This window comes from Stappia sp. TSB10GB4 (genome assembly GCF_900185745.1).
Classification (GTDB): Bacteria; Pseudomonadota; Alphaproteobacteria; order Rhizobiales; family Stappiaceae; genus Stappia.
In genome coordinates, this window is the sequence record NZ_FYAV01000044.1 from 89,011 (window position 1) to 101,178 (window position 12,168).

Sequence of the window (12,168 nt, forward strand, 5' to 3'; positions counted from 1 at the left end):
GGCGAGCCGACAGTCCGGCACGTAACGGAAGGGAGGTCACGATGCTGATGTACAGTTGGATGGTGTGGGTCGAATACGCACCGGAGCGCTACGACGTCTCGGTCAAGCTGCTGACCGGCGGCAAGATCGACCGGATCAAGAACACCATCGCCAGCCGGATGAAGCAGGGCGACCAGGTGCTGGACATCGGCTGCGGCACCGGCTCGCTGGGACTGAAATGCATCGAGCACGGCGCGGCCGTGACCGGCATGGACATTTCCGAAAGCATGCTGAAGGAGTGCCGCCGCAACATCGCGAAGGCAGGGCGCGAGGACCGCTTCACCATCATCAAGGACAGCGTCACCAACCTGAAGAAGCATTTCGCGCCGAACAGCCTGGACGTGATCGTCTCCACCATGGTGGTGGGGGAACTGTCGAAGCCCTACCTCGAACACATCTTCCGTGAATGCCACGAGATCCTGAAACCGGGCGGCAAGATGCTGATCGCCGACGAGGTCTGGCCCGAGGGCAGGGTCTCGCGGGTGCTGTTCCGGGTGGTCATGACGCTGATGTGGGTACCGCAATTCGCCATCCTGCGGCGGGCCTTCTTTCCGGTGAAGGACCTCAAGGGCGTCATCGAGGCGGCGGGCTTCGAGATCACCGAGAAGAAGACCTGGCCCATGTCCACCTTCCAGTTGATAGAAGGTGTGAAGCGCCATGTTTGAGTGGATCACGACCAAGCTCTACGAGACGTTCCACGTCTTCTTCCGGCATTTCAACTTTCCCTGCGCGCTGGGACTGCGCCGCATCGGCAATCCCGATGCCAACAGCCCGGTGTTCCTGAGCGGCAACTACACGCTGACGGTGCACCGGCTGATGAAGGTGCTCGCCCCCTTCGACTGCTACCTGCTGGTGGCGAATTCCAAGGGCTCGAACGTCTGGTGCGCCGCCGGAATGAACGAATACAACGAATATGACGTGATCGACGCGATCAACGTCACCGGGCTGAAGGACGTGGTGGCCGGGCGGCGGATCATCGCGCCGCCCTATGCCGCGCCCGGCATCGACGCGGAGGAAGTGACGCGGCAGACGGGGTTCAAGCTGGCCTGGGGGCCGACGCATCTCGACGACCTTCCCGCCTATATCCGCGCCAACTACCGCCGCTCCGAGCCGATGACGCTGGCGCAGTTCGGTTTTCTCGACCGGATGGAACAGGCACTGTCGACGGCGCTGGTCTACTGCATGACGCTGTTCCCGGTGGCCTTCTTCTATCCGCAGTATGCGCTGATCTCGATGGGGTTGATCTTCCTGCTGCACCTGACCTGGTTCGCCTTCTGGGACATTCTCCCCGAAGAGCGCCGCTGGGCGAAGACGCTGACGCATCTGGGCGTGTCGCTGGCCGGGCTGGCGGGCGTGGCATGGTACACGCGGATGCCGGCGGAAGAGGTCGGACTGTGGGCCGCGACGCTCACGGCCATCGTGCTGCTGATCTCGCTCGACGGCTGCGGCAGTTCGACGATCTACAAGACCACGCCGAAGCGCTGGCTGAAGAAGGGCGACTATCGCAGCCATTTCGAGCCGATCATCGATCCGGTGAAATGCACCTCCTGCTACGACTGCATCTATGTCTGTCCGAAGGGCGTGCTGGCGCGGCTGGCGAAAGGGCCGGCGGTGTCGGTGCGCCCCGACCAGTGCATCGAGTGTCTTGCCTGCGTGAAGGCCTGCCATGACGACGCCTTCTACAACACCTCGCAGGAGTGGAAAGGCGACGTGAAGAGCATCGCCGGGCTGGAAACCATCATGACCCGCGACTGGCAGCATCTGGAGGCGGAAACGCGCTGGATCGGCGCGCCGCTGAAATTCCAGGGGCAGACGCTGGTGGTCGACGAGCAGGCCCTGGCGGCGGACGGCGTGCGGCCGGTGCGCACCGTGCAGCGCCGCCCTGCCCTTCGCAACCCCGAGCCCAAGATCGACGATGCAAACCGTGCCGAGGCCTCCTACTGACATGGCCGCCGCCATCGATGACGGCGAGGCGTCGCGGCTCTATGCCGCAGACGTCGAGGGCGCGCGGGCGATGTTCGACGCGGCCTGCAGCGCCTGTGGGCTGGAGCTCCATGATCACCTGATCGGCGATAGCGGCGACAGCCTGCGGGTGGCGCTGTGCGGCCCCGGGGACGCGGCCTGCACGCTGGTGGTGCTGAGCGGGCTGCACGGGATCGAGGGGCATTGCGGCAGCGCCGCGCAGGTGGCGCTGGTCCGGCGGCTGGCGGACCATGACGGGCCGGTGCGGGTGATCCTGGTGCATGGCATCAACCCCGGCGGCATCCGCGCGTTTCGGCGCACCAATGCCGACAATGTCGATCTGAACCGCAATTACCTTTCGGACCATGCCGCACTGGCCGATGTCGGGCCGCAGGCCCGCGCCATCGGGCGGCTGTTCAGCAGCCGCGCCCTGTCGCGCCTGCCCGATGCGGCGTGGTTCGCGGTCTTTGTCGCCAGCGTGATCGCGCGAGGCGGAATGCGCCAGGTCAAGGAGACGCTGGCGGGCGGGCAGTACTTCGACCCGCAGGCGGTGTTCTATGGCGGAGCGGCGCTGGCGCCGGAACTGCAGGCGCTGAACGCGGCGCTGGGCCCGCTCTTGGCCGGCTCGCGGCCCGACCGGACGATCCTGTTCGACCTGCATTCGGGCATCGGCGACTACAAGGTGCCGAGCCTGCTCGCCAATGGTCCGTCGCTGCTGCCCATGCGGGAGATCTTCGGCATGCCGGTCAGCGACGGACATGCCGGCGAGCAGGCGGTGTATCCGGCGCGGGGCGATGTGATCCGGGGGCTGAAGACGGCTTTCGGGCTGGAGGGCGCCTGCGGCGTCACCTTCGAACTGGGCACCGGGCCGGCGGCGCGGACGCTGCTGGCGCTGCGCGCGGCCAACAGTGCGCTGGTGCACTTCCCGGATGATGCGCGCTGCGTCGCAAGGGCGCGGGCGCAGATGCTGCGCGCCTTCTGTCCGCAGGACGCTGCGTGGCGCGGCACCTATGTGCGCGAGGCCGGGACCTTGATCGCGCGGGCGCTGCATTTCCTCACCACAAGGGCCTACGCCGATGTTTGAGACCGCACGCCGCATGACGTTTCTCGAGCATGAGTTGGTCATCCTCGACCGCACCGATCGCCATCGGGCGGAACTGGCGGCACTGGAACCGGACCTGCTCAGGCTGGCAACCTTCGCGCGGGGCTGGGACGAGACCCACCTCGACCACATGCGGCGGCATTTCAAGATCGAGCCGTTCTACAACGCCTCCGCCATGGTGCTGATCTTCCGAAACGGCATGCTGATCGGCACCGCCGGGGTGGATACGACCGTGCCGTCAGGGCGGGCGGGCGTGCACGTGCTGCACCTGTGCAGCGTCAACGTCATGCCGGAACTGCGCAATTCCGGGCTGATGGCGCTGCTCCTCGTGCTTCTGGCGGATCACGCGCTGGTGGGACGGCCGGCGCGGGACGCGGTCTATTTCACCTCGATCTCGCAAAGCCCGCTGGTCTACAGCCTGATGTCGCACCTCGCTCCGGTGTATCCGGACGGCGTCGGCCAACCGCCCGAGGAGGTGGTGCGGATCGCCCGGCAGGTGGTGGAAAAATACGACCCGCACCTGCCGCTCGACGCGCGAACCCTGACGCTGCGCGGCGAGTGCGACTTCTTCTATCGCAGCCTGCCCTATGTGGCCGACGCGCGCATCAACACGCTGTTCGACACGATCCTCGATGTTCCGGCCGGCGATGTCTTCGTCAATGTGGCGGGCACGACGGTGGCCGGGGCGCTGGGGCGGGTCGGCAGATACCGCAAGCGGTTTTCGCACCTGCTCAAGGAGGCGGCCAATGCATGACGGCAATCCACTTCAGGGCGCCGGATCGGTCTATGCCGACTCCTTCAAGCGCAACATCGGCATCCTGACGGAGGCGGAACAGGCGGCGCTGGCGCGGGCGACGGTGCTGGTGGTCGGCGCGGGCGGGATCGGCTCCAACTGCCTGTCGACGCTGGCACGGATGGGCGTGGGCGGGTTCCACATCGTCGATCCCGACAGGTTCGAGCTTGCCAATATCAACCGGCAGTTCGGCGCCACCGTCTCGAACGACGGACGCGACAAGGTGGAAGTGCTGCGCGAGGCGATCCTCGACATCAACCCGGACGCGCGGGTCACGCTGTTCCGCGACTATTTCACCGAGGAGATCGCCGAGGCGGTGTTCGCCGGGGTGGATATCTGTATCGATGCCATCGACTTCTACCGGATCGACGATCACCTGACCTTTCACCGTGCGGCCCGCGCGCGCGGGCTCTACGTCCTGATGGGCTCGCCCGTGGGGTTCAGCGCCTGCCTGCAGATCTTCGATCCGGCGGGCATGACGATGGAGGCCTATTGCGGCATTTCCGACGCGCAGCCGCCGATGGAGAAGCAGTTGCGCTATGCCTGCGGCCTCGTGCCGAAGCTGGCGCATATCAGCTACTACGACGTCTCGAAGCAGAACTCGAACACGGATTTCATGCAAGGATCGGGACCGTCGCTGGCCTCGGCCTGCGTGCTCGCGGCCTCGCTGGTGGCGAGCGAGATCGTGCTGATCCTGCTGGGGCGGCACAAGCCGCGCGTCATTCCCCACACGCTGCAATACGACCCCTGCACCTGGCGGCACGAAGCGGTCTATCTCGATGGCGGCATGCCCGCCTATGACCCGACCGACGTGATCGAGGGAATCGACGACAAAAGCTCGCTGGTGGTGAACATCTTCGACCATTTCTATCGCAAGGTGCGCGCCGCGACGCTGGAACTGCGCGACGGCGGCACGCTCTGCTACCGCAGCCAGGGCAAGGGGCCACCCGTGCTGCTGATCGGGCCGGTGGGGGGCGACACCAGCTTCTGGGCCCGGCAGGCGTCGCGTCTGGCGGGAGAGTTCCGGGTGATCACGCTGGACAATCGCGGCATCGGGCGCAGTTCCCCCCTGCCGGAGAGTGCTGACTGCGCGACGATGGCCGCCGATGTGCTGGAACTGGTGGCGCATCTGGATCTCGACCGCGTGGTGCTGGCGGGCTGCGCCCTGGGCGGGCTGATCGCCCTGCAGGCAGCGCTGATGGCGCCGGAGCGGGTGGCCGGCATCAGCCTGTGTTCCGCCTATCTGGCGGCGGACGAGGTCATTCTCGACACGACCGAGGGCTGGCGGCGGCTGGCGCGGCAGTCGGGCATGGCGGCGGTGTTCGACGACAGCATCGACTGGCTGTTCGGCGCGGGTTATCGCAGCCGCAACGCCGACGAACTGTACAAGCTGAAGACCTTCTACCGGGTGAACGAGCAGCATGCGGATGCATTCTGCCGCCAGACGCTGGTGGCGAACCGCTTCGTCCCGCTGGCCGACCCGGCGGGGATCGCCTGCCCGGTGCAGATCATCCATGGCGGCGGGGACCGGCTGGTCGGACCGGAGCACGCGCGGGCGCTGGCAGCGGCCCTCGGCGGCGTCACTCCGGTCATTCTGCCCGAGGCCGGGCATTTCCTGACCTGGGAGCGGGCGGACGACTACAATGCCTTGCTGGCGGTCTTCGCCCGGACGGCGCTGGCGGGGGCGGGCGAATGACCACGACCATGAAACCGCACGCCCTTGCCGGCCACGAGCCGCGGCCCGTTCCCCTCACCATGCTGGACTTCGAAGACCGCATGAGCCCCCTTGCCCGCCTGCAGACGGTGGCGGGCGGGCCGATCCGCTATGCGCTGGCGGGCGATGGACCGGAGACGATCCTGTTCCTGCACGGCATTCCGCTATCGATGACCACCTGGCAGGACCTGTTCTTTGACCTGGCGCGGGATCACCGGGTGCTGGCGATCGACATGCCGGGGTTCGGGCACTCGGGCAAGGCGTTCGGCGACTACAGCCTGGATGCGACCAGCGCCAGGGTGGCAGAGCTCTGCGCCGCCCTGGGTCTGGCGCGGCTGCATGTGGCGGGCAGTTCCTTTGGCGCGGCGGTGGCGACGGTGCTGGCGCTGAACGCGCCTGAACTGGTGGACCGGCTGCTGCTGATCAACAGCGTCGGCATCGCCGGGGGCACCCATTCGGTGGAACGGGCGGCGCGGATCGGCCTGGTGCGGCATGCCATGCGCAGCGCCATCCTGCGCGAGGGCATCGGGCCGCGGATCTTCCGGTCGAAGATGCGGGCCTCCTACACGGCACATATGCCCGATGAGGCGATGGTGGACTTCTATTATCGCCAGTTGCTGGAGCCCGGGGCGGCAGATGCGTTTCTGCAGACGCTGAAACAGTTCCACGAGAAGGATCTGCAGGCACGGCTGCCGGAGTTGCGCAAGCCGGTGCTGTCGGTCTGGGGCGCCGGCGACAAGGTGCTGCCGGTGAACAAGTCCCTGGGTATCCAGGCGCGGCTCGGCGACTGCTGGTCGGTGATCCTGCCCGAGGCGGGCCACCTGCCGCATGAGGAGTTTCCCGACCGTGTCGCCAGCCTGTTCCGACGCTTCCTGACACTGGCTCCCGGCTGAGGACCGCTGCCGACCTTCAGGGCGATCGCCCGACGGCTCCCCGCTCCTCAGATGAGATCGTCGCGGACGATGACAGGCGACGCCAGCCCGTGCGTATGGACGGTCGCCATGCCTCTCGGATCATCCAGGACCCATCATGGGACACGGCGGCGTACACGCCGGAAGCTCTCCCGCCTTCAAGCGGTTGTCCCGCCTGCGCCTTTCCCGATTTGACGTTGCCCCGGTGCTCTTTTACCCAGTAGAACCATGCGGTCGGAAGAGAGGTGCGAGATGGCGGCCAGGTCGGGTAAACACGTGGAAAGAGTTCAGACGGGCGTTCGCATCGAGAAGCGGATCCTCAAGGTCCTGAAATCCCTTGCCTATCACAAGGAGATCAGTCTGAGCGACCTGCTGGAGGGAATGATCCTGCACAGCCTGGAGAACCGGCCCGCCTTCAACGAGGAGACCTTGCAGTTCATCCGCACCATGCGCGAGGTCTACCATCTGGATCTGAATGCCGACGACGCCCACACCATGGAGGAATGAGGCCCTACCCCTCATTCCGCAGCTTCCACCGCGCGGCGACGGGCAGGCTGCGCGGTCAGGTTCAGCAGGGTCTTCTGACTGAGGAAATGCAGTCCGAGACCTGCGTCCACCATGAACAGTTGCAATGAGACGATATCGTCCTGCATCTGCGGCGGCAGGGTCAGGGCAACGCCATGCCGCAGCGTTTCGCCAGGCCAAACCGACAGTTCGACCGGCTCGGCCAGGCCGCCGACGCCCAGTTTGCGCCATTCGTTGAGCTGCAGGAACAGCGAGAGCGCCGCGGCCTCCGGGCCGGTGTTGTCGATGCGGACGGAGACCTCCAGAGCGGACCCGCGTACTTCCGGCAGGGTCGACATGGAGACGCGCAAGGCGGCGGCGAGCGGCAGGTCCGCGGTGATGCCGCAGCGATGGCAGATCGTCACGTCACGCGCGGGATGCTCGGCCACCGGGTCGCGGTAGCGCCAGGCAAAGGCCTGCGTGCCGCAATGCGGGCAGGGGCCGTCGCCCTCGGGCCCGGCCCGGCGCAGATCCGGGTAGAGCGCGGCATGGTCCTGCGACATCCACACCCGTGCCTCGCCCAGATGGTCGGCAATCCGCAGCGCCGCGGCGCGGCGCAGCGCGTCGAGGCGGGCCTGCATCAGAGCCGGCGCGGCCAGCGCCAGGGGCAGTGCGTCCAACTGCTCAATCGGGCGGGGAAAGGCGGCGATCCGATGCATCAGGTCGGCGATGTCCTTGCCGGCCGTGTCCATCGCCGGGGACGACCCGAAGACATGGGCAATGAGGCGCAGGCGCGAGAGGGCGCCGCGCCCGGTCGCCAGCACCCGGCTGTCGAGCGGCGCGGCCGGCACCAGGGCAACCTCCAGCGGACCGGGGTCGAGCGCGCCGTCGCGAAAGACCGTCACCTCGATCCCCTCGCCGGGGGTGGGCGCAAGGGCGAAGAAATGGCCGGACGCGCGCAGGGCCGGGGTCATCGGCAGCACGGCCAGCGGCGTGTCGCCCGCAGGCCGGGGCAGCGGGAGCGTCACCGCATGCGCCTGCGGCGCGGGGGTGATCCGCAGGACGGTGCCGCGCGGGGTGGAGGTGGTCTCGGCCCCTTGTGTGTCCCGCGCCAGCGGCGGCACAGTGCACAGGTCGGGATCGCCCAGCACCAGGAAGGCCGGATCAGGCAGCATGCCCGTGTTGCCGATGCGGTTGAGGGTGTGGGCGATTTCGCCCAGCGGCGCGGCGCTGCGCGCCAGCGCCTCGATGAGGATGAGCAGCGGCGCATTGGCCTGCACGTGCTTGAACGGCGCCAGCACCGCCGCCGGACGCCCGTCGAGCAGGCCGAAAAGGACCGAGAAATCCCGCGGCGCAAGCCCCTGGCTGGGGGTGAAGCCGTCGCAGCTCATGAGCAGGACGGTGTTGGCGTCGAGCGACTGCGCGGCGCGGCGGTTCTCGATCTGGCAGGCGCGGCCGCAATCGAAACGCCCCTCCGGCTGCGGCGGCAGGGCGTGCCGGCGCCCGCACAGCACGTCCTCCTCGCCGTAGCCGAGATGCATCTCGTTGCCATGCGCGCCGATCAGCAGGAACTCGGCCGGTCCCTTGTCGGCGGGAGCGGGCAGCACGTGACCGGCGGCGTGGCAGGCGCGCAGGATCAGAAGACGGGCGACGATCCGTGCGGTTTGCGCTGCGTCGCGTCCGGTCAGCAGGCCAAGGCGGTCGGGAGCCTCGGGGTCGGTGGTTTGCCAGTCGAGCAGGCGGGCGATGAAGGCCTTGTCCAGTGCCTCGGCCGGGGTTGCGATCAAGGCCGTGCCCGAGCCGCACAGGGCGGCGAAGGGGTCCAGCGGCGCGGGCAGGGCGACGACGCGGCGGCCGGTCAGCACCGCATAGGCCAGCGCGGGCAGGCTGTCCGGCCCCGGATCGGCGACCGCCAGGGTTCCGGCCGTGCCCATCTGCCAGAGGTCGCTCAGCAGATCGACCGCCAGACCAGACGCGCTGTCGAATGGAGGGGCGGACGGCGGGGGGGCGGGCGCGATGCGGATCGGCAGGTCGGGATAGAGCGCAGCCAGCGCCCGGGCGTCGCGGGCCGTGCCCGAGATCGGGATGCTGTGCAGATCGCCGGCGAGCGCGGCGGCGCGCACCGCGGCAGCGAAACGAGGCCCATCCGGGCAGGGCAGCAGGGTCAGTGCGTCCATGGTCCCTCCCCCATCAGACCGGAAAGCGCACCGAGGCGCGGGCCCAGTCATAGACCTCCCGGATCGCCTGGGGGTCGGGCGCTTCCAGCAGCGCCAGGCCCAGCACATCGCGGAAGGTTTCCAGCCGGAGAACGGCGTCGCCTGCCTTGACGCTGCATTTCAGCGCGTAGCATTCGGGACGCGCGCGCAACTCGTCCAGCGACCGGGTGCTGCGCACGATGCCGGTCTCGTCGGAGTAAAGCGCCATGATCGCGCTCCATTTGCGCGGCGGGCAGGCGCGCACGGTGACCTTTTCACCGCAGGCCAATTGCAGGGCGATGCGCATCAGTTCGAATCCGTAGACCCGTTTCATCACCCCGACCGAATATTGCCCCGGCGGCCGGGCAGCGCATTCGATCAGGAAGGGCTGATCGCCCCGCATGTGCACCTCGGCATGAAAGACGCTGTTGCGGATGCCGAGAGCGCGGACGCAGTCGGCGGCGATGCGGCGCAGCGCCTCGGCCTCGCCGGCGCTGGTGCGGGCCGGGACGTAATGGCCGATCACCATGAAATTCTCATGCGAGAGCTTCTCGCAGAAGTTCAGCACCTCGATACGGCCATCCTGCTCGTAGCCCTCGACCGAGAATTCGCGGCCGGAGACGAATTCCTCCATCACCACGCTGCTCTGGGTGGCGAAGTCATGATCGAGCGCCGCGCGGCGGGCGGCGATGCGGTCCCAGGCCTCGCTCAGCTCATCCGGCGAGCGGACCCGGGAAATGCCGTAACTCATGGCGTAGTCGACCATCTTCATCATGCAGTCGCCGCCGAAGGCGTGCCAGGCGGCGATGGCGTCCTCGCGCGTTTCGACCACGACGAAGCGGGGCGTGGGCACCCCGCGGGCGACGAGACGCTGCTTCATGCGAGACTTGATCTGCTGGCAGGCGGCATCCTCGGCAGGGGCATAGTCGAAGCCGAGTCTACGCCCCAGCGCGGCGGCGGCGGGCACGGTGACCTCGTCGCCGGCGATGACACCGGCGATGGCGCCGCGCCAGGGAGCCAGCGCGGACAGGGCCGAGTCGAGATCGTCGGCGGTGTAAGGGACAAAGGCCGTCAGGGCGCTGTTCGCGGCATAGGCGTCGTCCATGCGGCGGTGACCCGCCTCCTCGGCCCGGCAGACATCAGGATTGGAACTGAGAACGATGGCGCCGTAGCCCAGGTCGCGCGCGGCGGGGATGTAGTTGAAGAAGTGGGCGACCGGGTCGACAATGACGATATGACGCTGACCCGCTTCTGAGAAATGTCTGGTCATCGAGAAGGCTCGCTGTCGGGGGCGCAGGGCAGCGGGGGCGCAGGGCAGCGGCTGCCCTGCGCCGGAGCTTACCAGCAGGCGGCGGCGAGGCTGCCGACCGCGTCCCTGGACAGGCCCATGCCGTCCAGTTCGGTGACGGCCATGGCCTGAAGGATCGCACGCTCGCTGCGGATGCGGTCGATCTCAAGCGTCAGCTTGCCGATCTCGTCATGGATCGGGCCGACATGCGCCTTGAGCTTGTCATGGGTAGCCGACGAAACCTTGGCAGACATAATGGTCTCCTTTTCCTCCTTGAAATCCGGTCGCGGCCGGGTTGCCGGGACCCAAGGAAGGATACCTTAAAGTTGTATTGAGGTACATTGATATCTTGGTACCAATTCACTCGACCGATCCCGAGCGGAAAGCGCTCGGCCGGCAACGGGTTGCGGGAGGGCAGGGCGATTTGCGGGAAAACGGGCCGGACAGCGCGGTGCCTCATCGGCCGCGAGCGGCGACGCTTTCGGTCGGATCTACGCGGTTCGCCGAGGAGCAGTCCCGTCGGGAGCCTGGGCGTCGGACGCCGCAACCAGGACATCATCCACCGGACGGCGGGGCGAGAACGGCAGGTCCCGTCCGTAGCCGAACCGCATCACGATGTCAGGCCTCACCCCCGGCTCCCCCACCAATGCCGCGAGGTCGGAGCGCAGCGGCGCCACTTCGACCGGCTGATTGACGAAAGCGTGCTTGAGGCCCAGCGCCGTTGCCGCCAGGGCGAACCGCTGGCAGGCGCGCCCGACGGCGATCCAGTGCGCCTTGTCCTCGCGCTCGCCAAGGAAGACGGCGATGCCGGCCGAACTGTCGATCTGCCGGGCATATTTGTCGCCCTCACCCGCTGCGGTGAAGACCGTGTCGAAGGCAAGTCGCCCGAGGCTGTCGGGCAGCACGGGATTGCCGCTCGCGGCCGCAAACAGACCGTCGCCCGCTTCGATTGCGCTCCGGGGATTGAAGCGCAGCCACTGTTTCAACTCCGCCATGAACGCCGGATCCTGCATCTGGGCCGTGTTGCCGGCGATGACGATGTCCCGCACCTGGTCAATCCGAGCCCGCTCGGTCAGCAGCACGAGGCGGACTCCAGGCTCCTCGGCAGCCTTGCGCAGCGTCTCGAGATCGGCGGCGGCAATGGCGCGGCCGTCATATTCGCTGCGGGTCGACTGCCGCCGAGGGATGGCGGCAAACAAGGGGTCGGATCGCGACGGACCCGCCGAATAGGCAAAGTGGACGAAACCTTCGGGATCAATCCGCGCCTCGCCCGGCCGCCCCGCCGCCGCCGCCGCGATGGCGAGGTTTTCGGTCGCGCAGCCGAGACTGACGAAAAGATGATGGTCGTCGGGATCGACGATGTGGGTGGTGCGCGAAAAATCCGGCAGGATATCCATGGCGCCCTCCGCAAGGCGGAACCGCCAGGGCTGCGTGTTGTGGCCATTGGCGGCAAGCGCCGCGTAGCGGACGAGATCCCTGTCGGTCGGATCGGCCGGCAGCGGCGCACGCAGGCCGCCGACATGACGGGCATAGTCTGAGAGCGAACCGACGGCCGACCGCCACCCATAGGCCCCCAGGCCACCAAGGAGAAGCGCCGCACCCGCCCCGACAAGAAAGCCCCTTCTGCGCATCCCCGCCTCCCGTTCGACCAACGATAGCA

Annotated in this window: 11 protein-coding genes; 7 read left to right on the plus strand and 4 right to left on the minus strand. The window is 67.7% G+C overall.

Annotated features, from left to right (window positions below; translation table 11 throughout):
• Positions 1-41: 41 nt before the first annotated feature.
• The 7 genes from cpaM (at position 42) to TSB10GB4_RS09830 (ending at position 7,028) form a co-directional block, all read left to right on the plus strand.
• Positions 42-704 carry a corrinoid protein-associated methyltransferase CpaM gene (cpaM, locus tag TSB10GB4_RS09800; RefSeq protein ID WP_186395600.1) on the plus strand — a complete coding sequence of 221 codons (663 nt, stop codon included), beginning with the start codon at positions 42-44 and terminating at the stop codon, positions 702-704.
• Positions 697-1,983, plus strand: coding sequence for an HgcAB-like fusion protein (locus TSB10GB4_RS09805; protein ID WP_186386072.1), 1,287 nt, complete (start codon positions 697-699; stop codon positions 1,981-1,983). The genes cpaM and TSB10GB4_RS09805 overlap by 8 nt, the downstream gene beginning before the upstream one ends.
• Position 1,984: 1 nt before the next feature.
• Complete coding sequence (locus tag TSB10GB4_RS09810; protein ID WP_186395601.1) at positions 1,985-3,085, plus strand: M14 family metallopeptidase; 1,101 nt, start codon at positions 1,985-1,987, stop codon at positions 3,083-3,085.
• The gene (locus tag TSB10GB4_RS09815; protein ID WP_208984625.1) at positions 3,078-3,857 is read left to right on the plus strand and encodes a GNAT family N-acetyltransferase; all 780 of its coding nucleotides are present in this window, start codon (positions 3,078-3,080) and stop codon (positions 3,855-3,857) included. Before TSB10GB4_RS09810 ends, TSB10GB4_RS09815 begins: the two co-directional genes overlap by 8 nt.
• On the plus strand, positions 3,850-5,592 hold the full coding sequence (locus tag TSB10GB4_RS09820; RefSeq protein WP_186395603.1) for an alpha/beta fold hydrolase: 1,743 nt from the start codon (positions 3,850-3,852) through the stop codon (positions 5,590-5,592). Before TSB10GB4_RS09815 ends, TSB10GB4_RS09820 begins: the two co-directional genes overlap by 8 nt.
• Positions 5,593-5,600: 8 nt before the next feature.
• Complete coding sequence (locus TSB10GB4_RS09825) at positions 5,601-6,503, plus strand: alpha/beta fold hydrolase (protein WP_208984634.1); 903 nt, start codon at positions 5,601-5,603, stop codon at positions 6,501-6,503.
• Positions 6,504-6,797: 294 nt separating this feature from the next.
• A complete protein-coding gene (locus tag TSB10GB4_RS09830) occupies positions 6,798-7,028 on the plus strand; it encodes a hypothetical protein (RefSeq protein WP_208984636.1) in 231 nt (76 codons plus the stop codon).
• Between the two features lie 11 nt (positions 7,029-7,039).
• On the opposite strand, the gene TSB10GB4_RS09835 is transcribed toward TSB10GB4_RS09830, so the two are convergent.
• From TSB10GB4_RS09835 to TSB10GB4_RS09850, 4 genes are all read right to left on the minus strand, one after another.
• Positions 7,040-9,202, minus strand: coding sequence for a hypothetical protein (locus tag TSB10GB4_RS09835; RefSeq protein WP_186395605.1), 2,163 nt, complete (start codon positions 9,200-9,202; stop codon positions 7,040-7,042).
• Between the two features lie 13 nt (positions 9,203-9,215).
• Positions 9,216-10,490 (minus strand): ATP-grasp domain-containing protein, encoded by a 1,275-nt coding sequence (locus tag TSB10GB4_RS09840; protein WP_186386065.1) that lies wholly within the window; start codon positions 10,488-10,490, stop codon positions 9,216-9,218.
• A 68-nt stretch (positions 10,491-10,558) separates the two neighbouring features.
• Positions 10,559-10,762, minus strand: coding sequence for a hypothetical protein (locus TSB10GB4_RS09845; protein ID WP_186386064.1), 204 nt, complete (start codon positions 10,760-10,762; stop codon positions 10,559-10,561).
• Between the two features lie 237 nt (positions 10,763-10,999).
• Entirely contained in the window at positions 11,000-11,905 is a 906-nt protein-coding gene (locus tag TSB10GB4_RS09850; protein WP_371328885.1) for a Tat pathway signal protein, read from the minus strand.
• Positions 11,906-12,168 lie beyond the last annotated feature (263 nt).